This is a genomic window from Capnocytophaga sp. oral taxon 324 str. F0483 (genome assembly GCF_000318315.2).
Lineage (GTDB): Bacteria > Bacteroidota > Bacteroidia > Flavobacteriales > Flavobacteriaceae > Capnocytophaga > Capnocytophaga ochracea.
Map to the genome: position 1 here is coordinate 64,332 of NZ_KB291525.1, position 23,576 is coordinate 87,907.

Below are 23,576 nucleotides of genomic sequence, written 5' to 3' on the forward strand. Positions count from 1 at the left end.
ATGGAAAATCAAAATCTAACAGTAGTGATGTACCACTATGTGAGAGACTTAAAATATTCGAGATACCCTTCTATCAAAGGGCTTGATGTTACTCTTTTTAAAGAGCAAGTAGTTTTTTTGAAGAAACACTACTCTTTTGTAACCGTTGAAGAAGTTATAGCAGCTACACGAGGCATTCATAAACTACCATCTCACCCTGTTCTTCTTACTTTTGACGATGCTTATATCGACCATTTTACTTACGTATTTCCTATTTTGAAAAACGAAGGAGTACAAGGGGCTTTTTATGCACCTGTAAAAGCTATTACTCAGCACAAAGTATTGGACGTAAATAAAATACATTTCATTTTAGCTTCAACTCCAGAAGAGAAAATGTCGTCTCTATTAAAAGAAATAGCTTTGTTATTAGATAAATATAGAGAAGTGTATCATCTGGAAAGCTTTGAGTTTTATTACAAAAAGTTAGCTCAATTAGATAGATTCGATACTAAAGAGGTTATTTTTGTTAAGCGACTATTGCAAGTTGAATTGGTTGAAGAACTGAGAAATATTATCACAACAGAACTTTTTGAAAAAATAGTGGGAGTTGAGGAAGGTACTTTTAGTAGAGAGCTATATATGTCGGAAGACCAAATGAAGTATATGGTTAGCGCTGGTATGCATATAGGAAGCCACGGTTACGACCATTATTGGTTGGGCTCTTTGCCAAAGGAAAAACAAGAAGTAGAAATTAAAGAATCTTTAAAATTTATAGAAAATATAGGTGGAGACATAAAACACTGGACTATTTGTTATCCTTATGGAAATTATAATGATGATACTATAACTCTTTTGAAGGAAAATCATTGTGCTTTAGGTTTTACAACAGAAGTAAAGTTAGCAGATATAAATAACCAAATGGGAGATAATGTATTTAAAATTCCCCGTTTGGATACTAATGATTTGCCTAAAGATGCAAAAGCATTACCTAACAATTGGTATAAGTAATTTTATGAGAAAAATTTGTGTCATAACAGGTACAAGAGCCGAGTTCGGCTTATTGAGACCTCTGATTGAACTTATTTCAAAAGATGAAAAGCTACAATTGCAACTCATCGCTACTGGGATGCATCTCTCTCCTGAGTTTGGTTATACCTTAGATGAAATAATAGCAGCAGGATTTACAGTAGATAAAAAAGTAGAGTGCTTGCTCTCGTCAGATACTTCAGTAGGAGTTTCAAAAACTATTGCTCTGGCAATATCAGGATTTGCGGATGCCCTTGAGGATCTACAGCCCGATTTAGTGGTAGTTTTAGGTGATAGAACAGAAATATTAGGGGCGGTGATAGCAACTGGAATGGCTAACATTCCAATAGCACACTTACACGGAGGTGAAACAACTGAAGGCGCTTATGATGAGGCTATTAGGCATAGCATTACTAAGTTTAGTCATCTACACTTCACTTCTACAGAAGTCTATCGCAAACGAGTAATACAATTAGGAGAGCAGCCTGATACAGTATTTAATGTAGGAGCTATAGGCTTAGATAGTATAAAAAAGTTAAAGTTATTGGATAGACAAGTTTTTGAAAAATCTATTGACTTCAAACTCAAAAAAAGAAATGTACTCATTACCTATCATCCTGTAACGCTTGAAAAAGAACCTCCTATAGAGACTTTTGAAAATATACTAACAGCCCTTGATGAACTTACAGACACTGCTCTTATCTTCACACACGCTAACTCAGATAAGAATGGACGAGTGATCAATAAAATGATTGCTGAATATGTAGAGACCCATAAAGATAAAGCTGTCGCTTTTAAATCATTAGGGCAGTTACGTTATCTATCAGCCTTACAATTTGTAGATTTTGTCATAGGAAACTCTTCTTCTGGAATGACAGAAGTGCCGGCTTTTTGTATCCCCACTATCAATATAGGCGATAGACAGAAGGGACGTATCAATTGTGAGAGCATTATAAATAGCACACATACTTTGGAGGATATCAGAAAAAGTATTACTTTTGCTCTCAATAAACAGTTTAGAGAAAAAATACAGCAACAAGAAATGCTATATGGTAATGGCACTGCTGCTGAAAAGATTTTAAAAATAATCAAAGAACACCCTATTATTCCTTTAAAAAAATCATTCTATAACATTGATTACTAATATATACTACAATGCGAACCGATGTTTTAATACATAAGAACAAAAACTTGGTAGAAGGACTACAACACCTCAACAAATTGCACAATTTGAGTAGGCTTATCCTCTTTGTGGTAGATGATAATGAGAGCGTAATAGGGTCGGTTACAGATGGTGACATCCGTCGCTCCATCATAGCTGAGCAAAATCTACTGAAAACCTTAGGAGAGATTGCAAACCCAGATTTCAAACGGCTATATCAAAAAGATACCTATCAGAGCTTTGAGAAATATCGAAAAAGCGATATAAAAATTCTACCTATCCTCAACCAAGAAGGTAAAATGGTCGATTTGATAGATTTGGAATACACCAAAGCCCAACTCCCTTTGGAAGCAGTGATTATGGCTGGAGGAAGAGGCAAACGCTTGAGTCCGCTTACGGATACTGTCCCCAAACCAATGTTGCGATTAGGCGACAAACCTATCATAGAACACAATATTGATAGACTGATTAGTTTTGGCATCAAAAAGATTTATATCTCAGTCAAATACTTGGGGCAGCAAATAGTCGACTACTTGGGGGATGGTAGCCAAAAGGGGATTACCATAGAATATGTATGGGAAGATGAACCCTTGGGAACAGCAGGTGCTTTGGCACTGATAAACAACCTAAGCTCTGAACATATTTTGTTGATGAATAGCGACCTGTTTACCAATGTAAACTTCGAGTCCCTTTACTTAAAGCTTATCAATGAAAGTGCAGATATGACTGTAGCTTCTACTGAGTATAAAGTAGATATCCCTTATGCTGTATTTGAAACCCAAGAAGGACGAGTAACGAACTTTAAGGAAAAACCTAGTTTTATATACCACTCAAACGCTGGTATTTATATTCTCAAACGCTCCTTGATTGCTAAAATAGAAAAAGGCAAGTATTGCGACATCACCGATGTAATGGATCGATTAGTAGCTGAAGGGGGCAAATTAGTCTACGACCCCATCATAGGCTATTGGATAGACATCGGTAAAACTGTAGACTATGAACACGCACAAGAGTTTATCAAACATTTAGAACGTTAAGTAATGTATAATAATAAAAAAATATTAGCTATCATCCCTGCAAGAGGAGGTAGCAAAGGTTTGCCTGGTAAAAATATAAAACCATTATGTGGTAAACCTTTGATAGGGTGGAGTATAGAGCAAGCCCAAGCAAGTGAGTATATTGATGAGATATTTGTTTCAACTGATAGTACTGAAATAGCTACTGTAGCTGAGAGTTTTGGTATAAAAGTACCTTTTTTAAGACCTTCAGAATTAGCAACAGATACTTCTCCCTCCTCAGCATTTGTCCTACATACAATAGCATATTATCGTACCAAAGGACAGGAATTTGACTACATACTACTATTAGAGCCTACTTCTCCTTTGCGTGATGTAGATGATATTAATATAGCTATAGAGCAATTATTAAACCATAATACAGCTAAAAGTATAGTAGGAGTCTCAAAAGTAGAAGCAACTCACCCTGCTTTTTTGGTAAATATATCTAAAGAAGGATTGTTAAAACCTTATTTAGAAGAAATGAAAGTATTAAGAAGGCAAGAGCTAAATGATTTATATTTTTTTGAAGGCTCTTTATATTTATCAGAAACTGACTACTATATAGAAACACAATCTTTCTATCACAATCTTACTTTACCTTATGTAGTACCCAAGTATAAATCGTATGAAGTAGATGATATTGTAGACTTCTATATCATTGAAAAATTATTAGAACTGAAATTAAATAACATATTAAAATGAATTATAGCCAACGACTCAATAATGTAATCCCTGGTGGTTGTCACACTTATAGTAGAGGAGACGACCAATACCCCGAAAATGCCCCTCAAATATTTGAAAGAGGTGAAGGTGCTTATCTTTACACCCCCGATGGGAAAGAATTCTTAGACTATGGTATGGCTTTACGAGCTGTCACTTTAGGCTATGGCGAAAAAAGAGTTGCCAATGCTGCTATTGAGCAAATTTGGAAGGGTAATAACCTTACACGTGCTTCAGTGATAGAATTAGAAGCTGCTGAGATGATGGTAGACCTTATACCAAGTGTAGATATGGTCAAATTCGCTAAAAATGGATCTACTGTAACTTCTGCCGCCGTGAAAATGGCGCGTGCCTATACGGGTAGAAAATATATCATTCGTTGCTTAGACCACCCTTTCTTTTCCTACGACGATTGGTTTATCGGTGATACAGTGCTTACTCGTGGTATTCCTAAAGAAAACTATGAGCACACAGTACACTTTAGATATAATGATATAGAGTCATTAGAAACCTTGTTTACCCAACACCCTAATCAGGTAGCTGGTGTAATTTTAGAACCTGCCACAGGGGAGCACCCTAAAGATAATTTCTTGCAAAAAGTAAAAGAACTATGTCATAAAAATGGAGCTTTATTTATCCTTGATGAAATGATAACAGGTTTCCGTTGGCATTTACAAGGAGCACAAACTTACTATAATGTAGAACCTGACCTTTGTACCTTTGGTAAGGGTATGGCTAATGGTTTCTCAGTAGCAGCCCTCTGTGGTAAACGAGAGTTTATGAAAATAGGAGGTATCAAAGAAATTGGAGCAGAACGTGTATTCTTAACCTCTACTACTCACGGCGCCGAGATGTGTGGTTTAGGAGCTTTAGTAGAAACTATAAAATTCTATAAAGAACACAAAGTGGTAGATCATTTATGGAACTATGGTAGAAAATTAATTTCAGAAATGAATGCTATTGCAAAGGAATTACAAATAAGTGATTATTTTGCAGCTACAGGAATTGAATGTTCTCCTAACTATATTACAAAAGATACTAATAAAGAAGTATCATTGGCTTTTAGAACACTTTTTTCACAAGAAATGATTAAAAATGGTGTTTTAATACCTTGGATTGCTATTTCGTATGCTCATACTGACAAAGAATTAAACAGAACTCTTGAGGCAGTGCGAAAATCATTACAAGTGTATACAAAAGCACTTAATGAAGGAGTAGATAAATATTTAGTAGGAGCTACTATAAAACCTGTATTTAGAAAATATAACTAATGAAAATAGCCTTAGTTTCACTCAACCAAAGTTGGGAAAATAAAGCCGAGAATAAGCAAAAGGTAGAAAAAACATTAGCTCTTATTACTGAACATTGCTCTGATACCAATTTGGTAGTATATCCTGAAATGACCCTCACAGGTTTTACAATGGAAAGCGAAAAAGTCAAGGAAGATGAACTTTCGTCAGAAACGATTACTTTCTTTCAAGAACAAGCTAAAAAACATAATGTGTCTATAGCTTTCGGAGTTGTTCTGACAAAAGGAGATAAAGCTACTAACAACTTGGCTGTAGTAAACAATCAAGGTGTCTTGCTAACTACTTATGCTAAAATACATCCTTTTTCGTATGCTAATGAAAATGATTTTTACCAAGCAGGTGAAGAACTGAAAAAGCTAACTATCGCAGGAGCTACTATAGGCCTAACCATCTGTTACGACTTGCGCTTCCCTGAACTTTACCAAGCATACTCTAAAGATTGCTCAGTGATACTAAATATAGCTAATTGGCCTGAGCGCAGAGTACCTCATTGGTGGGCACTTATCAAGGCAAGAGCTATAGAAAACCAAGTGTTTATGGTGGGTGTAAATCGTATAGGAAAAGATGGCAATGGATTGTTATATGTAACCTCATCGCACATTGTGTCACCTTATGGCGAAGTGCTGAAAGGGACATCTCTCTCAGAAGAGGTGGTAGTATATGACCTCAATCTTGAGGAAGTAGTTCAATACAGAGCAGAATTTCCTGTTAAAAACGATAGAAAAATAACACTATACAAAGAAATACTATGAGCGAATTAGTAAGAGATAAAGTAGTAATAGTTACTGGAGGTGCTGGTTTGTTAGGCAGAACTTTTTGTCAGGCAATAGCTGATAATGGAGGTATTGCTGTGGTAGCGGAATATGATATTGCTATAGCTGAGAGGCTGTGCACATCATTAGAAAATGCTAGTATAGTACCTGCACAAGTAAATATTACTGAGAAAAATTCTATTAAGGCACTTATAACTACTATTTCCCAAAAATATGGCAAAATAGATGCTTTAGTAAATAGTGCTTATCCACGCAACAAAAACTACGGAAAACACTTCTTTGAAGTAACTTACAATGACTTTTGTGAAAATCTAGGAATGAACTTAGGAGGTTACTTTCTTACCTCACAACAGTTTGCTACTTATTTTGAGAAGCAAGGCTATGGTAATATCATTAATTTAGCTTCTATTTATGGAGTAATAGCACCACGTTTTGAGATTTATGATAATACCCCAATGACGATGCCTGTAGAGTATGCAGCTATTAAGTCAGGTTTAATACACCTTACAAAATATATGGCTAAGTACTTTAAAGGGAAAAATATTAGAGTAAATACTATTTCTTTAGGAGGCATAGAAGACAAACAACCTGAAACTTTCTTAAAAGCGTATAAAGAGTTTTGCTTAAACAAAGGAATGCTCAATGCTAAAGATATTTCAGGCACTCTACTATACTTACTTTCTGATTTATCAGAGTTCGTAAATGGACAAAATATAGTAGTAGACGATGGTTTCACATTGTAGGAAAATATATAAATTGAAAAAATGAATAACAAAGAAGATATTGTAGCTCAATTTTTAGCTTTTGAAAAGAAAAATAATCTTTTTGATCTACAAGATTCAAAAGGCACCTATTATTGGGATATCATTAGATATTATGTGTGTGTCAAATTGAGATATCAGGAAGATCCCTTGATTAAAAAGAAACAAAGGAAAAACTATTTATTGATTTTAAAAAGAATCCTTGATTTTTTTCTTATTTTTTTCACCTATTCAAAAAAACAATATTTATTTTATCTGGCTTCTAGAGATAACGATACTCATAAAAAGAATATAGACAGAAATTTGAAGGCTTCTTATGATTTACTAAAAGAAAAAAAACTTTTATTAATAGAGTCTTTTAACCCTAACTTAAAAGGTACCTATTTTTTACCTCAAAACATTTATTACAAATTATTTAGGAAGAAATATTTTGATTTTACGAATGTCTTGAATCTTTTAAATAATTCTTTTGGAGAAAAAAAAATTAGCAATGAATATCTTAATGCTATATTGAACCATTACTATTCTGATTTATCTTTCTTTAAGAAAATATTAAAGAGACATAAAGTGGAAGAGATTTTTATGACTCAAAATGGAATACAAAAAGGACTTATAAAAGCAGCAAAAGAATTAAATATAAAAATTTTTGAATTTCAACACGGTGTGGTATATAAAAACCATTTGGCATATAATTATCCAACAGAATGTTTAAATGAAAAAGTATATCTACCTAATACTATTTTTTCTTTTTCTCCTTTTTGGTTTCAAGATGTTTTTCTACCAAATGTTAATATTGTGCCTATAGGTAATGATTTTTTATATAATTCTATAAAAATTAATAGCTTAACTAAACCTAAAAAAGATTTATTAATAATATCAACTAGTGTTTTTGGAAAAAAACTTTTAAATTTTATAAAAAATGATGCTTTTCAAAAAAAGACTCAAAATATCCCTATTTTTTTCAAATTACACCCTAATCAATTTGATGAAAAAGAGTATTATATAGAAAGCCTAAGAGAATTTGAGAATGTAGAAGTTATTAGCAATGAATTTTCTGTAAGCGATCTGATAGAAAAATGTGATACTATTTTTACAATCATATCTACTACTATCTATGAGGCATTACAATCTCAACGAAGAGTAATCCTTTTGAAAGAATTTCCTTATGAAGATCATAAACATATTTTTGATAGAAAAAATTTGCATTTGGTAGATACAGTTGAAGATTTTATTTCAGCTCTTAATACTGAAATAGTAATAGATAAAAATGTGACATTTTTTGCTCCTTTTGACAAGGAAGCCTTTCTAAAAGCATTATGAGTAAACTGCTCAAACAATCGGTCTTGTATGCTATAGGGGAGATTGTACCTAAGCTGGTAAGTTTCTTTTTATTGCCTATCTACACCCACTATCTTTCTAAAACAGATTATGGGATTATCAGTTATACCAACTCTTTTGTGATGTTCCTCTTTGTCCTTTGTGTACTATCACTCAATTCTTATGTGCTACGATTCTATTTTGAAAAAGAAGATGAAACTTATCGCAAACGATTGTTAGGTAATTTCTATATTATCATTGCGGGGGTTAATATTTTATTATCTCTTTTAGCGTATTTCTCACTGCCTTTTATTATTGAAAAATACCATATACAGGTGCCTTGGAATCCCTACTTTAAATTAGCTGTTATTGCAAATTTTTTAGAGGTATTTTCTGTGATTCCTTTGGTGTTGTACCGTGTAAAGCAACAAGCTAAATGGTTTACTATTTTGAGTTTGAGCAGAACCCTATTACAGATGTTGCTAATATTTCTTTTAATAGTAGTTTTTAAATGGGGAATATTAGGGCATTTTTACGGAAGATTATTCAGCCTAATTCCTTTTTTCTTTATCTATTGGGTCATTATTGCGCGCAATGCAACTCTTAATTTCAATTTTACAGAACTAAAAAAAGGACTTGCTTTTTCAACTCCCCTGCTACCAGGAGCCTTAGCCTATTTAGCTTTAAGTCTTTCTGATAGAATTATCTTGGAGCGCTTTGTCCCTATGGCACAAATAGGAATTTACAGTTTAGCTTATACCTTAGCTCTTACTCTTAATATTGTAATACAAGGTTTTTATAAAGCCGTAGAACCAGAAATCTTTCAACATTATGGAAAAGATAGTTTTAACTCTTTTATAAAAAAAACACAAAATACTTTCTTTTTAGTAGTGTATATGGGAGCAATGTTTATCACCCTATTTAGCCAAGAAGTATTTAAAATAATGGCTTCTAAAGAATTTTATGAAGGATACTTATTAGTGCCTATTTTGATGATAGGTGTGATTATGACGGGACAAAATGTAATTTTTGGAGGAATCATCATAGCAGAAAAGAAAAGTAAGATTTTGGGAAGTGCTACTATTATAGGAGCTATAGTAAGTGTAACTTTTAACCTTTCGTTAATGAGGTATGGAGGTGTTTATATAGCAGCTATCTCTTCAGCAGTGTCCTTTGCCCTAATGAACTTTATTCTCTATAGCAAGATGAACTATGAGGAAAAGAATTTAAAATCGTCTTTATTAGCTTTATTATTCTTTATTGTCATTACCTTTGGATTGTTTTATGGTATGAATATTGTTTCCTCTTGGTGGAGTATAGTGATTAAAATATTATTACTATCTTTATACTTTATTCTACTATTAAGAGTGTTTAATATACACTTAAGAGATTTAGTAACTATTATAAGGAAAAAATGATAAGACCTCTTTTAAGATATTTAACTGCATTGAAATTGCGATTCATAACCTTATTGTATAAATATAGGTTTAAATCTTTTGACAAAAAATCATATCTACACTCTCCTTTAAAAATAGACGGAATTGAAAATATAGAAATAGGTAATAATGTATTTATAGCCTATAAAACTTGGTTAGCTGCTATGCCTCTCACTGGAGAAAAAAGTGAACTTGTGATTGAAGATGGAGTACATATAGGAAATTTTAATCATATCTATGCTACCCAGTCCATTATTATTAGGAAGGATGTACTAACTGCTGATAAAGTTTATATCTCTGACAACTTGCACGGTTATGAAGATATCAACACTCCTATTATAAAACAACCTATTGTACAAAAAAAAGAAGTAGAAATAGGTGAGGGCAGTTGGTTAGGAGAAAATGTTTGTGTAATAGGAGCTTCTATAGGCAAACATTGTGTTGTAGGAGCCAATTCAGTAGTAACCAAAGATATTCCTGATTATTGCGTAATAGTAGGGGCGCCTGCTAAAATAGTAAAGCGTTATTGCTTTGAAGAACAAAGATGGAAAAAAACAGATCATAAAGGTAATTTTATAGAGTAATGGAAAAAATACTTATTACAGGGGGAGCAGGATTTATAGGATCTAATCTCGCTTTAGCTCTCCTCAAAAAAGGACATCAGGTAACAGTACTTGATAACCTATCAGAACAAATTCACGGCAAAAACCCTGAAGAAACTTCTCCTTTATACCTAAGCATTAAAAACAAAGTACAGTTTATTAAAGGAACAGTGGCTTGTCGTGAAACTTTGCGAGAAGCTATTGCCGATAATACCGTGATTGTACATTTAGCCGCCGAGACTGGCACAGGGCAATCAATGTATGAAATACAACATTATACTGATGTCAATATAGGAGCTACAGCTTTGTTATTGGATATTCTTACCAATGAAAAACATTCGGTAAAAAAAGTAGTAGTAGCTTCCTCTCGTGCTATTTATGGAGAAGGCAAGTACTACAATAAAACTAAAAACACCTTTGTTTATCCTCTACAACGTACCGATGAGGATATGCAAAAAGGAGATTTTGAAGTAAAAGACCCTCAAAATCATTCTGATGTCCTTGAATTAGTCGCTACTACCGAAGATTCGATCATTCACCCTACCTCAGTATATGGCATCACCAAACAGGTACAAGAACAATTGGTAATGACAGTATGTCCCACTATAGGTATTGCAGGGGTGGCTTTCCGTTACCAAAATGTATATGGACCAGGTCAATCACTTAAAAACCCTTATACAGGCATCCTTTCCATTTTTTCTACCCAAATAAAAAATGGCAATGGCATCAATATTTTTGAAGATGGAAAAGAAACACGCGATTTTGTATTTATCAGCGATATAGTAGATGCTACCGTTTTGGGTATAGAAAAAGAAACAGCTAACAACCAAGTATTCAATGTAGGAACAGGAGTAGCTACTGATGTGATCACTGTAGCGACAGAACTTTCAAACAACTATGGTATACAAGTACCCATTACTATATCCGGCAATTATCGCTTAGGAGATATCCGCCATAATTACGCCGACATCACTAAAGCAAGACAATTGTTAGGCTTTGAACCTAAAATATCTTTTAAAGAAGGGCTAAAACAATTCACCGACTGGGTAAACACTCAAGAAGTAGAAGAAGATAAATATCAACAGTCTATAGACGAAATGAAAGCCAAAGGATTGTATAAATGAAAAAGAGAGTTTTATTCATAGGTATAGGCTTTTATGATTATGATCTAATTATTCAGCAAGCTATTGAAAAATTAGGATTTGAGGTTGATTATTTTTGTGAAACACCTAAAACAATCACTTATACAATATCAAATCATTTAAAAATAAGAAGTATATCTAATAGAATTAAAAGTAAACACTCTATACTTATTGCTACAAAATGTAAAGAAAATTATGACTTTATTTTTGTTATCAAAGGAGACGTTATCACACCTGAATCTTTAGAAATTATTCGTCAAAAAAATAAGACCGCCAAAACTATTTTGTATCTTTGGGATTCTATAAAAAGAATGTCTAATTATAAGAAAATAGAATCTTATTTTGACACTATATATTCTTTTGATAGAGTAGATGCTTTGAATGATAACAAGCTAAAATTTAAACCTCTTTTTTATCGTTCAGAGTATAAAAGAGATGAAAGTAATCACTCTTTTTTATTTGATTTATTTTTCATAGGATGGGCACATTCCGATAGAGCTACTTTGTTACAAAAAATAGCTTCAATTTTAGAGGAACAAAAATTAAAGGTAAAGTTTTTTATATTTGTAGGAAAAATGAGTTATTACATCTCTAAATCAATTAGAACTGTGCGCAGTATGACAATACGGAAACCAATTTCTCCGAAAGCAGTTGTTAAATATAGTACACACTCAAGGGCTGTATTAGATTTAGCACATCCTTTACAAACAGGATTAACGATGCGTACTATAGAAGTTCTTTTTGGAATAAATAGAAAACTAATAACTACTAATAAGGACATCGTTAATTATAGTTTTTATAATGAGAATAATATTCTAATTATTAATAGAGAAAACTTAGAAATACCTAAATCTTTTTTTGAAAAAGATTTTATTCCTTATCCTAAGGAATTTATAGACTCTTTTTTTATAGAAAATTGGGTTAAAGATTTTTTTTATGAAGATAAGTAAATCCTTAGTAATTAACTTTCTATTTGCTGGAGTAGTTCTTTTTCTTACAAGGCAGTTCCCTCTAAATGCATACTCTACTTTGGGTAATATGTTTTTGATAGGGTTGCTATTCGTTTCTTTTTTTTGGAAGAATAAAACTATAGATATATCGTCAAGAAAAACAATAAAACTGATATTTATATGGTCAATATTTCTATTAGCTTATGCTGTTTTGATAAGGGAGAATTCTATTAATTTAGTTTTTAGGTTTTATATTATTATATTGTGGCTATTACTATCTCATTGGGTATATTTACCCCTTGTTACTACTAAAAGAATCTTTTTTTTCTTTATTTTGCTACAATGCTTTGTTTTAATAGCTATAGAAGCTATTATGAATCTCTTTTTTTCTATAAATAACTATTTACCTTTGAGATTCTTTTTTCAAGACCAAGGGTGGGGAGATGTCTATACTTATGATGGTTTTTTTTATAGGGTGCAGATAAAAGGAAATGCTTTAATACCCTTTGCTTTTTTTCTCACATTTTTAAAAGATTATACATTTAAGCATAGGAGAACATTGCAAATTATACTTCTTATCAGTAGTATAATAGCAGGTAATTTTGCTTATTTAATAGCAATTTTTGTATTCTTTGTTTTTTGGTACTTATTTAATAATTTACGCAAACGAAAACTAATAAATAGAATTATCATATTTTCTTTTATATTTGCATTGAGTATAGGTAGTGCTATAGAATACACTCAAGAGATTTTAGATAGAAAAAGTGATTATTCATTAGGAACTAGAAATGATCAAGTAGATGTACTTATTAGAGATGTACAAAAAGATGTTTCCACATTGTTATTAGGAAAAGGATTAGGTAATAATGTAATGATAAAAACTTCTTTTCGTGATTATACAGATAATTTGTATTTTGAGATACAAGCAATGTATTTTTTTAATCAATTAGGGCTCATAAACTCTCTTATTTTTATATCTTTTTTATTATTCCTTGCTATAAAAAAAATCTTTTATAAAGATTTACTTTTTATGTATTTGTGCTATATTGTATACGCAACAACTAATCCTTATATTTTAGACACAACTCAGATAGTTGTTATTTTAATATTAATCAGTATTAGCAATGAACGAAAACAAAAAAATAGGTTGTATAATAGTGCTATACAACCCCAATTGGGAAGTAACTCATAAAGTTTTAGAAAGTATTTATAAACAAGTAGATACAGTTTTTATAGCTGATAACTCTCCTAATGCGCAAGAGGTAGATTTTTCTGTGTATAAAAATATTGTATATCATTTCATAGGAGGAAATAAGGGAATCGCAGCAGCCCAGAATATTGGTATAAACTATTTTAAACAAAATAAATATGCTTTTATTATTTTCTTTGATCAAGATAGCATTCCTCCTATAGATTTAGTAGAGCATCTTTATAAAAAATATAAATTTCTCTATGAAAAAAGAATAAAAGTAGGAGGAATTGCTCCTCGTCCATACAATAGGAGAGAAAAGAAAATATATAAAGGAACTATCAAAAAAGGTAAAGGAGTATTTCCAAATATTACTGAGGTTACAGAAATTATTAGTTCTGCTTCTTTTATTCCTATACAAAATTTTGAGATAGTTGGAAATATGGAAGAAGATTTATTTATTGATGCTGTTGATTTTGAATGGTGTTGGAGAGCTACACATAGAGCGAATTTTCGCTTTTTTATTTGTGAAGATATTTTTTTAAGTCATCAATTAGGGGAAAAAGATCTTTCTATTGGGGTAAAAAAAATAGCTATACATTCTCCTTTTCGTCAATATTATAGATATAGAAATTTTTTCAAACTCTTAATAAGGAATTATGTACCATTGTATTGGAAAATCTCAAATCTTATCAAATATACTTTTAAGTATTTTTATTTACCTTTGTGTATTTCTCCAAGAAAAGAATATTTTTATAAAATAAATAAAGGCATTTATGATGGACTACTTAAATAGGAAATATGAAAATTAATATAATTGATGTTTGCTGGACGCTTTATAAGTCAAATACTACTTTTGACTTTATCTCCTTTGTGATGGAGAAAAAGCAAAGAAAAAACTATAGAATACTAAATATATATATTATAAAGTCGCTTTTAGTACTAATAGGGAAGTTGTTGAAATATGATATTTATAGATATCTATATATCTCTCTATTAAAAGGATTTTCTAAAATTCAATTAGAACAATTGGCTAATGATTTTTACAATCAAGTTTTAACTAATATAAAAATTGATTTTTCTTTCAGTTTAGTCTCTACATTACCAAAAGACGAAGAAAAAATATTATGTTCAGCAAGTTTAGATATTATCATAAAAGAAGTTGCTGTCCAATTAGGCATCAATCAATATGATTCTTCTATTTTAGAATTTGATAAGAATGACATCTGTACAGGAAAACTTAGCAAAGATATTTTGTACAAAAAACATATTCTGTTTGAAAATAAAGAAATTAATTATGTAATTACAGATAACAAATCTGATTATAATTTACTAAAGAAAGCAGAAAGACCTATTATATTATCTACCAAGAATAATATGGCTTACTGGAAGAAAAAAAATATGAAAGTTACCTATACATACTAAAATGAGAATATTTTTACCTTTTTATTATTTGTTCTATTCACGACTAAAAAGTAATATCTCTAGAATTGCTTGGATTTTTACTTATATTATTCCTATATTTATTGTTTCCTATTTATCAAATATAGAATTTATATTTACATTTCTTCTTATATTTTCTATCTATTTTACTTATGAGATAGGATATATCTATAATGATTGCGAGGTGATTAAAAAGGAGATAAATCCAACATTACGATTAAAAAAAGAAGATATTCAATACTATGAAAAATATAAATTAATTATTTATAGTATTAGAATATTATTTTTAAGTATCATTATAGGTATTATTTATCTATCATATCCCTATTATATAAATCCGGTTTTTTATACTCTCGGAGGAATTTTATTTCTTTATATTATACATAATAGTATACGAAATCATTGGAATATCTTGTCCTATTCCTTTTTAAATTTTTTTAGATATTTCGCTTTTTTTTCTTTTATAGAGCAAGATATTTTCTTTTGTTTCTTATTATGGATTATATATCCTTTATGTGTTACTATTGAATTCTCCTCGAAAAGTAGATTCTATACAAGTAATTACATAAAAATTCCTAACTTTGACAGATTCAGAGTTTTTTATTATATATTATTAGTTTTTATAAGCTTTCCCTTATGTATAATAATCTTTAATAAATACACTATAATATTTCTTATATTGTCTTTTTATTTTGCTCTTTATCGTTTGTTGTCTTTTTTTCTAATAGCTAAAAAATATAGAAACACGTAATTTTATGAATTTCTCAGTCCTACTATCATTATACCATAAAGAAAAACCAGAATTTCTAAGAGAATGCTTGGAGAGTTTAAAAAATCAAACGCTTCCAGCTACTGAGATTGTATTGGTTTTTGATGGGGCTATTACCCCTGAATTAGAAACAACAGTAGTAGAATACACAACAGTTCTACCTCTTAAAATTATTCGATTACCTAAAAATGTAGGTATGGGTAATGCTTTTAACGAAGGATTGAAACATTGTTCTTATGAATGGGTATTCCGTATGGATACTGATGATATTTGCATACCTGAGCGATTTGAAAAGCAGGTAAGCTTCATCAAAGAGCATCCAAATGTAATACTATTTGGGTCACACATCGCTGAGTTTAACAATAATATTAATGAAGTTGTAAGTTATAGAAATGTACCTATAAGTAATAAAGCTATAAGGAATTTTTCTTTATTCAGAACACCTTTCAACCATATGACTGTTGCCTATAAAAGAGATATTGCTATAGAAGTAGGAGGATATAGAGCTTATTTGTTAGAGGACTACAATCTATGGTTGCGTATCATTGCTAAAGGCTATGAAGTAGGCAATATAGATGAAGTTCTTGTTTATGCTCGTGTTGGGAATAATATGGTCGCACGCCGCAGGGGGAAACAGTACATTAAAGGAGAATGGGATCTCTATAAACTGAAAAGAAAACTAAATTTGCAAAATGCTTTTTTGGGCTTTTTTACTTTTTTATTACGAGTAATCCCAAGAATGCTTCCTACAAAAATACTTAAAAAAATCTATACTTTTTTAAGAACAAATACAAAAACTCTTCCTCAAACCTTTTGAGTGTTAGAGAATTTTAACAGAAAAGGATTTTAGAAAAAGATGAATTTCTATAAAAAGAATACACTTTTTGTAAATTATCTTCTACTTTTACCAATTTTAATCATATTAGTTATTCTCCTTTATTATTTTTTTAGTTCAAAATAACTATATTGTTTATTTTTGAGGATTAATAGCTGTGCAACTCTATTATTCTATTATAAGAATTTGTCTAAACAATAAAAACTCAAAAACATTTAAAAAAGACTGTCAAAAATTACTCTTTTTCTTGGATAGAGCTTTGGAATATCAATTGGGATAATGAGTTGTTGTTTTTCCTATGGCAAGAAAAAGTATTAGAAAAAGTAAATCAAAAAAGTATTTCAAGAGACAATATATTGTCATCAATGTATTACTATAGGAATAAGCAAAAAAAGAACCCTTCCTTCTTTAAAGAAATAGCATTTCTTAGTTCGAGCATTGTAATAACAATATTAAATTTTAAAAAAGACACTAATGAAAAAGAGTTCTTAACTTGGGCTACATATATTCTATTGATTAGTTTGACTTTTTTTATGTTTAAAGTTTTCTACCTATATCTTTTAAGTTTGAAAGAAGTGGATAATAACAAATATAAAAAAATGGAAGACCTCTGTGAGTATCTGCTTGAAAAGATGAAGTAAAGAGCTTCTCTACTCAAATTATTTGTTGAAAAATATCTTTCTCATTTACAAATATATACCTATAAAACTTTCGTGTCCATCTAAAAAATATTTTCATAAATCAGTAATATTTGAAATATTTTTTATACCTTCACAAAAACAAATCACCAATGACAAAAAAAGCACTCATTACAGGTATCACAGGGCAATATGGCGCCTATCTCGCCGAATACCTCCTCAAAAAAGGATATGAAGTACACGGTATGAAACGCCGATCCTCTATCCTCTCTCTTCAATACCGACCGTATCGACCACCTCTACCAAGACCCTCATTTAGAACACCACAAACTCATCCTACACTACGGCGACCTTACCGATAGTATGAATATCACACGCCTTGTCCAAGAAGTACAATCCGATGAAATCTACAACCTCGCTGCGATGAGTCACGTGCACGTGAGTTTCCAAACACCCGAATACGTCGGTAACGCCGATGGTCTGGGCACCTTGCGCATCCTCGAAGCAGTACGCCTCTTGAGGCTTACCGAAAAAACGCGTATCTATCAGGCTTCTACCTCCGAACTCTACGGTTTAGTGCAAGAAGTACCTCAAAGGACTGATTGAAGATATGATGCGTTCAGATATCAAACTCTTCAAACGCGATGCTTACCTCAAAGAAGGTGGCTTCACTGTAATGAATTACTTTGAATAACAATGGATAAAAACGCTAAAATATATATCGCAGGACACAAAGGGTTGGTAGGTTCTGCTATTTGGAAGAATCTTTCACAAAAAGGATATACCCATTTGATAGGTAGAACCAGTGCCGAACTCGACCTTCGTGATGCCCTGGCTGTGGCTCAATTCTTTAGTGAAGAGAAACCCGAGTATGTCTTCTTGGCAGCAGCCAAAGTAGGGGTATTATGGCTAACAACACCTATCGCGCCGATTTTATCTACGAAAACCTGATGATTCAAAACAATGTGATTCATTCGGCTTATGAAAATAAGGTGAAAAAATTACTGTTCTTAGGGAGTACTTGTATCTACCCTAAGGAAGCACCCCAGCCTATGAAAGAAGACTGTTTGCTCACTTCTCCGTTAGAATATACCAATGAACCCTATGCCATTGCTAAGATTGCGGGCATCAAGCTATGCGAGAGTTACAACCTACAATATGGCACTAATTATATTGCTGTAATGCCTACCAATCTCTATGGGCCTAACGACAATTTTCACCTCGAAAATTCTCACGTATTGCCAGCGATGGTACGCAAAACACACTTAGCAAACGCCTTGCTTAAAAATGATTGGGAAGCAGTAAAAACAGACTTCAACAAGCGTCCTGTAAAAGGAATAAGTGGTAAAAACAGCCAAGAAGAAATAAAAACAATCTTATCAAGATATGGTATTACAGCCGAAACAGTTACGCTATGGGGTACGGGCAGTCCTTTGCGTGAGTTCTTGTGGAGTGAAGATATGGCTGATGCTTGTGTGTTTCTAATGGAACGCATCAATTTTAAAGATACCTATCCTGCTGATACTAAAGAAGTCCGCAATACCCACATCAATATTGGTACAGGTAAGGAACTTTCTATCAAAGAGCTCGCCTATATGATAAAAGAGACCATTGGCTATCAAGGAGAAATAATATTTGATAGCTCTAAACCTGATGGCACAATGCGCAAGCTCACCAACCCCTCTAAACTACACCAACTTGAGTGGAAACATTCCATAGAACTCCAAGAAGGAATTAAATTGATGTATGAGCATTATTTAGCAGAATAGAGATTCTTTCCTCTTTTTGCTTAGCTTAAAAATAAAGTGATAAATCTCTTTAAAACAATGAATTGCATATAGAACAAAGAAAATTTTTAGTAAAACGTTTGTAATATTTAAAATATTTTTTGTAATTTCGCCTTCCCTAAAAAACAATTGACTTTTTACTAAATTTTAGCATTAAACACTATTACTTATGACCGAATCTACTTTAAAAATTAGAAACTTTTCTCCTAAACGTATGCTCAAAGGAGATGACTATCTGAAAAAAGAGCATAACAGTATTCACAATGCGCTGTTTTTGCCTATTATGGTTGTTGCTTCGTTTTGTTACTACGCAGCCCATACCAATATTGAGAAAAGTATTCTTGTTTATTTGGCGCTTGTCTTTGATATTTTCTATTACATTCTCACAAGGCTCATCTTTAATTATCGTCTTCAAAAGCATTTACAACAAACAATACCCAACTATCAGTTTTGCGGAAATTTATGGTTTGTTAATTGGAATGACAAAGCTCTACAGCAGGCTTGGCAAGAAAAGTTGTTTATTCTTGTTGATAAAAAAGAAATCACAAAAGAAAAACTCAAGCAAATTATAAATGTTTATAAAAACAAGAAAACTTCAAGATTAGCCTATCTTTGGTTGATATTTTTGATAAGCGCGAGTATCTTATTTTGCATGCTTTTGGTAACAATGAAATCACATCACAAATTGGCAGATGTTCATAAATACAGAAGAAGACATCTGCCAATGAATATGCACCACTTTACAAAGACAGATGTTTTGCAAAATCAAAACTTTTTATAATTAATTTTTTCATATTCTTTAATGTAAATTTGGGCTAAGAATTTTAAGATACTGCTTAAAGAGATATGTGAAACAATAAAAAAAGCTGTCCTGAGATGGGACAGCTTTTTTTATTGTTTTAATAGATACTATACTATTTGATAGCTTCGTAAGCACGAATAGCTTTGTCGAAGCGGTCGTTTACACTCTCTAAAGTGTAGAGACCATCGGCATTGGCTTTCATCCCTTTGAGTTTTAGAGGGAATACCACTGGCGGATTTTGCATATCCAATAGTTCCATTCCACGCAATTGTTCGGTGGTTTGGTATACAATGTTTACCGATACAAACTCTTTACCGCTGTTGTCTACCCATTTTTCAAACACGAGTTTGCTACCTATTGGGGTTTTCTTCTCAATAGATTTTGGCAAACTGTATTCTCCTACTTCCAAAGCGGCATTCACGCTGGCAATATTAGAATCGTGACCACAAAGGAAAGTAAATTTACGGTTTTTGGCGTTGAGCTCGTCTTTCATATACACCAATAGTGGGTGCGCTACGTTCACGGCTACGATAGGAGCGGTGAAAAGCACATCGCCATAGACATCTTTTACCTTAGCGATTTTTTCCCAGTCGGAGGTGGTGAGGTTGTTGCCAAATGCTGCTTGCACAGGGTCTTTATCTTCATAATATTGCAAAATAAAAGCATCGGAAGCGGAGTTGGCTAACTTCAACGAACCTTTCATATTAGGTTCATCGTCTTTTTCGAGTTTCAACTGGGTGTTGTAATCGTTGAAAGCACACACTTCACCTGATTTACAAGCGGGTGAGTTCTTCAAATCGAGTACTTTTTCCAAGAGTTGGTAAGAGTCTTTCAAACCCTCGTTGATGCCCACAATGCCTTTTTTACCTCCCATAGCAGCAATTTCTTTCATTGCTTGTGCTTTGAAGGCAGGGCTACTTTTGGTAAGCGCAGGGAAGAACACAGGGTCCATTTTGCTGGGGGTAAAGCGGTGGTTGATATGCAAATTGGCTACGGGCATAAATCCTGAGGAGAAATATTGCGCTGTCGCGATGGTGCGTTGCATACTATTAGCATAGAAATTCACTTCATCAACGGTAGGAACTGCATTTTCGGCAAAGAGTCCTTCGGAGACTGTCCATTTGCGGAAAAACTGACCCATAATGGTCTCAAGAGCACCTCCACGAAGGGTAAGTTCACTGGGGGCAGCACTCCACTTTATCCACTCGTGAGGCGTCATTTTTTGCAAGGTACTCCCGTTCACTGATAGAGAGGAGCGAATGTTATGACGGCTGAGGATCACCACTTCTTTGAGTTTATACTGACTTTTAAAACTCTCAGAGCGGTTGAGTTGTGCCATCGCTAAAAGCGGACACAAAAGGAGTAGTAATGCTTGTAGAGTTATGATTCTTATTTTCATACTGTGTTTTAATTAGAAAATTATATTCTTTAACTTTGGCAAAGTTTGTGACTGCCATATGGTGGGAGGTCTTTTATAACTATATGATAATAAACCTCCCCCGTTCCCCCCTCCAAAAGGGGGACAATCCACAATTATACCTCTATAAAAACTTTTCAAACAGTCCTTTTACAATTGCCTGTGTGGCTCGCACTTAGAATTTGATTTGCAAACGAGTTTCGATAAGACTTAGATTGGTGTCGGGAATACTTTCACGGTAAGTAACACCGGTGTAGGAAGCACGTACACGCCAAATCATATACTTATTGATATAATAGTTGAATGTAAGTGAATAATCGTTAAGGCGACCTCCTAAGATACCCGCTTTAGGGTCGGATAAGTCGGTGTAGTTATAACCGGCAACGAGTTCCATAGCACCAGGTCTGGGAGTAGCGATACCTCCATCGATATCAGTATATTCGTAAGGGTTTCCTTTTACGATAGCACGGAACATACCATAAGCACCACTTGCTTTGAAATTATCGAAACCACTCTTGCGATTTACATTCACATAGTAATATTGGGCTTCTAACCCTAAACGACCACGTGCAAAGAGCAATTCGGGGGAGAATTTATAAAGGAAAGTAGCGTTATCAATAGTTGCTTGTTGTGCGGTTACCTTAGCGATACGAGTAGGGAAAGGTGTTTTGAGCACATAAGAGTTGTGGTTAAGTGCTGGTGTTTCGTTATAACGAGGTGTTTCGAAAGCACCTGAGAGTCCTACGTGAAAAATCTTGCCTTCTTCACGTTGTGGGCGATAAAGCAAACGGCTCATCATACCCATACCTTGGTCGCCTGTAGCATCAGAGCTTTTCTTCATCGTTTCACCTTCGGCAAAGAGGCTTAAAGTACCCATAAAGTCATCTTTTTGGTGTAAGAGCATCAAACCGATGAGACGAGAGTTGAAGAAAGCCTCGTTACTTTGAGGTTCCTCCATCGATATTTTGAAAGAAGAGCTGGTGGCACTTTGCATACCGAATTGGTGTACGAAATAACCTCCACGCAAAAGTGTGTGTTTGCTGAAACCGTATTCGATAAAGATATCCTTAGGGGAAACTTTGCCATAAGCAAAGCCGATATCTACTTTTCCTTTCCAATTACCATAGCGTACGCCTAAGCCCATACGCACATCGGGGATAGCTACCCCACTTACAAACTTATCTTTTTGCTCATTGGCATTGAAATAACCAGCGTCCAATAAAATACGTCCTCCGGGTTTTACTTCTAACTTTTCTTCGGGTTTAGGAGCTTCCTGTATAGGTGTAGCGGGCATAGGTTCGGTGGTATCGGTAACGGTGGTTGGTTCTTCTTGGGCATAAGTATAGCCCACAGCCATTAGGCTGAACATCATAAAATATATCTTTTTCATAGTTTTAAATTTTATTTAGTCATACGTTCACTTTTCTTTACTTTGCCTTTTTTTACAAGTCCTTCAAATTCTTTTTTAGCTTTTTCGAGTTGTTTCATAAAGGCATCATTAGCGTGGAGACGCGCTACTACGGCACTTGCTACGAGACGAGCGGCATCTACATCACTTTGGAAATGGTAACCACAAATCACGCGACTTTGTCCCATTTCATATCCGCGTTTGAGGATTTCGTTTTGTCTATCCACATTGATTTCGGCAAGTACCAAAGCGGTAGCCCACCCGATAGCGGTGTGACCAGAGGGATAAGAACCATTAGTAGAGAGTTCTTTTTGTTGTTCGGGATTGCAAGTGGTCTTTTCGTAGAAAGCAAACGGACGCACGCGCATATAGTGTTCTTTGGCGGCACGAGTAGCGAGGTCGCCTGCATCTTCACGCATATTTACTACGAGTTTGAAGATTTCGGGAGTAGTTTCCTTAGAAATCTTGATGCCAAAAGCTTCGGAAAAAGCATTAGGCACACCAGGACCCTCTACACGGGCATCGGATACAGCTTGCTCACCACGAGGGGTACGGCGTTGCATTAAGCCCCATTGGTATTGGGCTTCGTCGTTAAGGAAGAGGATACTACCTGGTTGAGGAGGAGGAGGTAGGAGTTCAAGACTGTTTGCCACCTCACCTATTTGCAAGAAGTAGAGGTCGGGTTTGGTTCTTACGTCTTTGATTTTCTCTTGTGCGAATGTAGTTGCCATCACCGATAGCAAGGCTACGAATAATAATGTTTTTCTCATCTTATTATACAGTTAAAATTTATTGTATTCTCTTTTGGAAGGTATTTAGGTTTTAAAAAACACTACAAATGTAGAAAGAAAAGAATAAATGTGCAAATTATTTCAAAAAAATATTTACTAAAAAAGAAAGAAATAAAAACAAATATGGTGATTTTGTGGTTTTTAGGTGTGAGGTGCGAGCCGCACAGACGGGGGAGAAATTAGAGAATGAGAAAATGAGAGAATGAGAAAATTAGAAAATGGAGTGTGAGGTTGAGTTAGAGGAATGAGGCTGTGCCTCAG

Annotated in this window: 20 protein-coding genes and 2 pseudogenes; 19 read left to right on the top strand and 3 right to left on the bottom strand. The window is 33.3% G+C overall.

Features of this window, described 5'->3' with window-relative positions; genetic code table 11:
• The 19 genes and pseudogenes from HMPREF9072_RS07175 (at nt 1) to HMPREF9072_RS07270 (ending at nt 19,678) form a co-directional block, all read left to right on the top strand.
• Nucleotides 1-987 (top strand): polysaccharide deacetylase family protein, encoded by a 987-nt coding sequence (locus tag HMPREF9072_RS07175; RefSeq protein ID WP_009750606.1) that lies wholly within the window; start codon nt 1-3, stop codon nt 985-987.
• 4 nt (nt 988-991) lie between these two features.
• A complete protein-coding gene (neuC, locus tag HMPREF9072_RS07180) occupies nt 992-2,149 on the top strand; it encodes a UDP-N-acetylglucosamine 2-epimerase (RefSeq protein ID WP_034566276.1) in 1,158 nt (385 codons plus the stop codon).
• An 11-nt stretch (nt 2,150-2,160) separates the two neighbouring features.
• On the top strand, nt 2,161-3,204 hold the full coding sequence (locus HMPREF9072_RS07185) for a nucleotidyltransferase family protein (protein ID WP_009750608.1): 1,044 nt from the start codon (nt 2,161-2,163) through the stop codon (nt 3,202-3,204).
• 3 nt (nt 3,205-3,207) lie between these two features.
• Nucleotides 3,208-3,927, top strand: a complete 720-nt coding sequence (locus tag HMPREF9072_RS07190; RefSeq protein ID WP_009750609.1) for a cytidylyltransferase domain-containing protein — start codon at nt 3,208-3,210, stop codon at nt 3,925-3,927.
• A complete protein-coding gene (locus tag HMPREF9072_RS07195; protein WP_009750610.1) occupies nt 3,924-5,216 on the top strand; it encodes a glutamate-1-semialdehyde 2,1-aminomutase in 1,293 nt (430 codons plus the stop codon). Before HMPREF9072_RS07190 ends, HMPREF9072_RS07195 begins: the two co-directional genes overlap by 4 nt.
• Complete coding sequence (locus HMPREF9072_RS07200; protein ID WP_009750611.1) at nt 5,216-6,007, top strand: nitrilase-related carbon-nitrogen hydrolase; 792 nt, start codon at nt 5,216-5,218, stop codon at nt 6,005-6,007. The genes HMPREF9072_RS07195 and HMPREF9072_RS07200 overlap by 1 nt, the downstream gene beginning before the upstream one ends.
• A complete protein-coding gene (locus HMPREF9072_RS07205; protein ID WP_009750612.1) occupies nt 6,004-6,771 on the top strand; it encodes an oxidoreductase in 768 nt (255 codons plus the stop codon). The genes HMPREF9072_RS07200 and HMPREF9072_RS07205 overlap by 4 nt, the downstream gene beginning before the upstream one ends.
• Nucleotides 6,772-6,792: 21 nt before the next feature.
• The gene (locus tag HMPREF9072_RS07210) at nt 6,793-8,109 is read left to right on the top strand and encodes a hypothetical protein (protein WP_009750613.1); all 1,317 of its coding nucleotides are present in this window, start codon (nt 6,793-6,795) and stop codon (nt 8,107-8,109) included.
• Nucleotides 8,106-9,524 (top strand): lipopolysaccharide biosynthesis protein, encoded by a 1,419-nt coding sequence (locus HMPREF9072_RS07215; RefSeq protein ID WP_009750614.1) that lies wholly within the window; start codon nt 8,106-8,108, stop codon nt 9,522-9,524. The genes HMPREF9072_RS07210 and HMPREF9072_RS07215 overlap by 4 nt, the downstream gene beginning before the upstream one ends.
• Nucleotides 9,521-10,126 (top strand): DapH/DapD/GlmU-related protein, encoded by a 606-nt coding sequence (locus HMPREF9072_RS07220; protein ID WP_009750615.1) that lies wholly within the window; start codon nt 9,521-9,523, stop codon nt 10,124-10,126. The genes HMPREF9072_RS07215 and HMPREF9072_RS07220 overlap by 4 nt, the downstream gene beginning before the upstream one ends.
• On the top strand, nt 10,126-11,268 hold the full coding sequence (locus HMPREF9072_RS07225; protein WP_009750616.1) for an NAD(P)-dependent oxidoreductase: 1,143 nt from the start codon (nt 10,126-10,128) through the stop codon (nt 11,266-11,268). The genes HMPREF9072_RS07220 and HMPREF9072_RS07225 overlap by 1 nt, the downstream gene beginning before the upstream one ends.
• Nucleotides 11,265-12,236 (top strand): hypothetical protein, encoded by a 972-nt coding sequence (locus HMPREF9072_RS07230; RefSeq protein ID WP_009750617.1) that lies wholly within the window; start codon nt 11,265-11,267, stop codon nt 12,234-12,236. Before HMPREF9072_RS07225 ends, HMPREF9072_RS07230 begins: the two co-directional genes overlap by 4 nt.
• Nucleotides 12,223-13,428 carry a hypothetical protein gene (locus tag HMPREF9072_RS07235; protein ID WP_009750618.1) on the top strand — a complete coding sequence of 402 codons (1,206 nt, stop codon included), beginning with the start codon at nt 12,223-12,225 and terminating at the stop codon, nt 13,426-13,428. Before HMPREF9072_RS07230 ends, HMPREF9072_RS07235 begins: the two co-directional genes overlap by 14 nt.
• Nucleotides 13,361-14,221, top strand: a complete 861-nt coding sequence (locus tag HMPREF9072_RS07240; RefSeq protein ID WP_009750619.1) for a glycosyltransferase family 2 protein — start codon at nt 13,361-13,363, stop codon at nt 14,219-14,221. Before HMPREF9072_RS07235 ends, HMPREF9072_RS07240 begins: the two co-directional genes overlap by 68 nt.
• Nucleotides 14,222-14,226: 5 nt before the next feature.
• Nucleotides 14,227-14,850, top strand: coding sequence for a haloacid dehalogenase-like hydrolase (locus tag HMPREF9072_RS07245; RefSeq protein ID WP_009750620.1), 624 nt, complete (start codon nt 14,227-14,229; stop codon nt 14,848-14,850).
• Between the two features lie 773 nt (nt 14,851-15,623).
• Nucleotides 15,624-16,454 carry a glycosyltransferase gene (locus HMPREF9072_RS07250; protein WP_009750622.1) on the top strand — a complete coding sequence of 277 codons (831 nt, stop codon included), beginning with the start codon at nt 15,624-15,626 and terminating at the stop codon, nt 16,452-16,454.
• An 808-nt stretch (nt 16,455-17,262) separates the two neighbouring features.
• Nucleotides 17,263-17,704, top strand: a pseudogene (locus HMPREF9072_RS07260) (GDP-mannose 4,6-dehydratase); the annotation flags it as partial.
• A gap of 102 nt (nt 17,705-17,806) precedes the next feature.
• Nucleotides 17,807-18,879: pseudogene (locus HMPREF9072_RS07265) on the top strand (GDP-L-fucose synthase family protein).
• A 187-nt stretch (nt 18,880-19,066) separates the two neighbouring features.
• The gene (locus tag HMPREF9072_RS07270) at nt 19,067-19,678 is read left to right on the top strand and encodes a hypothetical protein (protein ID WP_009750628.1); all 612 of its coding nucleotides are present in this window, start codon (nt 19,067-19,069) and stop codon (nt 19,676-19,678) included.
• 133 nt (nt 19,679-19,811) lie between these two features.
• Here HMPREF9072_RS07270 and HMPREF9072_RS07275 read toward each other — a convergent pair whose 3' ends face one another.
• The 3 genes from HMPREF9072_RS07275 to HMPREF9072_RS07285 form a co-directional block, all read right to left on the bottom strand.
• A complete protein-coding gene (locus HMPREF9072_RS07275; RefSeq protein WP_009750629.1) occupies nt 19,812-21,098 on the bottom strand; it encodes a histidine-type phosphatase in 1,287 nt (428 codons plus the stop codon).
• A 193-nt stretch (nt 21,099-21,291) separates the two neighbouring features.
• Nucleotides 21,292-22,506, bottom strand: a complete 1,215-nt coding sequence (locus HMPREF9072_RS07280; RefSeq protein WP_009750631.1) for an OprO/OprP family phosphate-selective porin — start codon at nt 22,504-22,506, stop codon at nt 21,292-21,294.
• A gap of 11 nt (nt 22,507-22,517) precedes the next feature.
• Complete coding sequence (locus HMPREF9072_RS07285; RefSeq protein WP_002674231.1) at nt 22,518-23,294, bottom strand: phosphatase PAP2 family protein; 777 nt, start codon at nt 23,292-23,294, stop codon at nt 22,518-22,520.
• Between the last annotated feature and the right edge of the window lie 282 nt (nt 23,295-23,576).

What these genes read in the sequence shown, in the direction of transcription:
- HMPREF9072_RS07175 (WP_009750606.1), top strand. Translation starts at nt 1, where the DNA reads ATGGAAAATCAAAATCTAACAGTAGTGATGTACCACTATGTGAGAGAC.
- neuC (WP_034566276.1), top strand. Translation starts at nt 992, where the DNA reads ATGAGAAAAATTTGTGTCATAACAGGTACAAGAGCCGAGTTCGGCTTA.
- HMPREF9072_RS07185 (WP_009750608.1), top strand. Translation starts at nt 2,161, where the DNA reads ATGCGAACCGATGTTTTAATACATAAGAACAAAAACTTGGTAGAAGGA.
- HMPREF9072_RS07190 (WP_009750609.1), top strand. Translation starts at nt 3,208, where the DNA reads ATGTATAATAATAAAAAAATATTAGCTATCATCCCTGCAAGAGGAGGT.
- HMPREF9072_RS07195 (WP_009750610.1), top strand. Translation starts at nt 3,924, where the DNA reads ATGAATTATAGCCAACGACTCAATAATGTAATCCCTGGTGGTTGTCAC.
- HMPREF9072_RS07200 (WP_009750611.1), top strand. Translation starts at nt 5,216, where the DNA reads ATGAAAATAGCCTTAGTTTCACTCAACCAAAGTTGGGAAAATAAAGCC.
- HMPREF9072_RS07205 (WP_009750612.1), top strand. Translation starts at nt 6,004, where the DNA reads ATGAGCGAATTAGTAAGAGATAAAGTAGTAATAGTTACTGGAGGTGCT.
- HMPREF9072_RS07210 (WP_009750613.1), top strand. Translation starts at nt 6,793, where the DNA reads ATGAATAACAAAGAAGATATTGTAGCTCAATTTTTAGCTTTTGAAAAG.
- HMPREF9072_RS07215 (WP_009750614.1), top strand. Translation starts at nt 8,106, where the DNA reads ATGAGTAAACTGCTCAAACAATCGGTCTTGTATGCTATAGGGGAGATT.
- HMPREF9072_RS07220 (WP_009750615.1), top strand. Translation starts at nt 9,521, where the DNA reads ATGATAAGACCTCTTTTAAGATATTTAACTGCATTGAAATTGCGATTC.
- HMPREF9072_RS07225 (WP_009750616.1), top strand. Translation starts at nt 10,126, where the DNA reads ATGGAAAAAATACTTATTACAGGGGGAGCAGGATTTATAGGATCTAAT.
- HMPREF9072_RS07230 (WP_009750617.1), top strand. Translation starts at nt 11,265, where the DNA reads ATGAAAAAGAGAGTTTTATTCATAGGTATAGGCTTTTATGATTATGAT.
- HMPREF9072_RS07235 (WP_009750618.1), top strand. Translation starts at nt 12,223, where the DNA reads ATGAAGATAAGTAAATCCTTAGTAATTAACTTTCTATTTGCTGGAGTA.
- HMPREF9072_RS07240 (WP_009750619.1), top strand. Translation starts at nt 13,361, where the DNA reads ATGAACGAAAACAAAAAAATAGGTTGTATAATAGTGCTATACAACCCC.
- HMPREF9072_RS07245 (WP_009750620.1), top strand. Translation starts at nt 14,227, where the DNA reads ATGAAAATTAATATAATTGATGTTTGCTGGACGCTTTATAAGTCAAAT.
- HMPREF9072_RS07250 (WP_009750622.1), top strand. Translation starts at nt 15,624, where the DNA reads ATGAATTTCTCAGTCCTACTATCATTATACCATAAAGAAAAACCAGAA.
- HMPREF9072_RS07270 (WP_009750628.1), top strand. Translation starts at nt 19,067, where the DNA reads ATGACCGAATCTACTTTAAAAATTAGAAACTTTTCTCCTAAACGTATG.
- HMPREF9072_RS07275 (WP_009750629.1), bottom strand. Translation starts at nt 21,098, where the DNA reads ATGAAAATAAGAATCATAACTCTACAAGCATTACTACTCCTTTTGTGT.
- HMPREF9072_RS07280 (WP_009750631.1), bottom strand. Translation starts at nt 22,506, where the DNA reads ATGAAAAAGATATATTTTATGATGTTCAGCCTAATGGCTGTGGGCTAT.
- HMPREF9072_RS07285 (WP_002674231.1), bottom strand. Translation starts at nt 23,294, where the DNA reads ATGAGAAAAACATTATTATTCGTAGCCTTGCTATCGGTGATGGCAACT.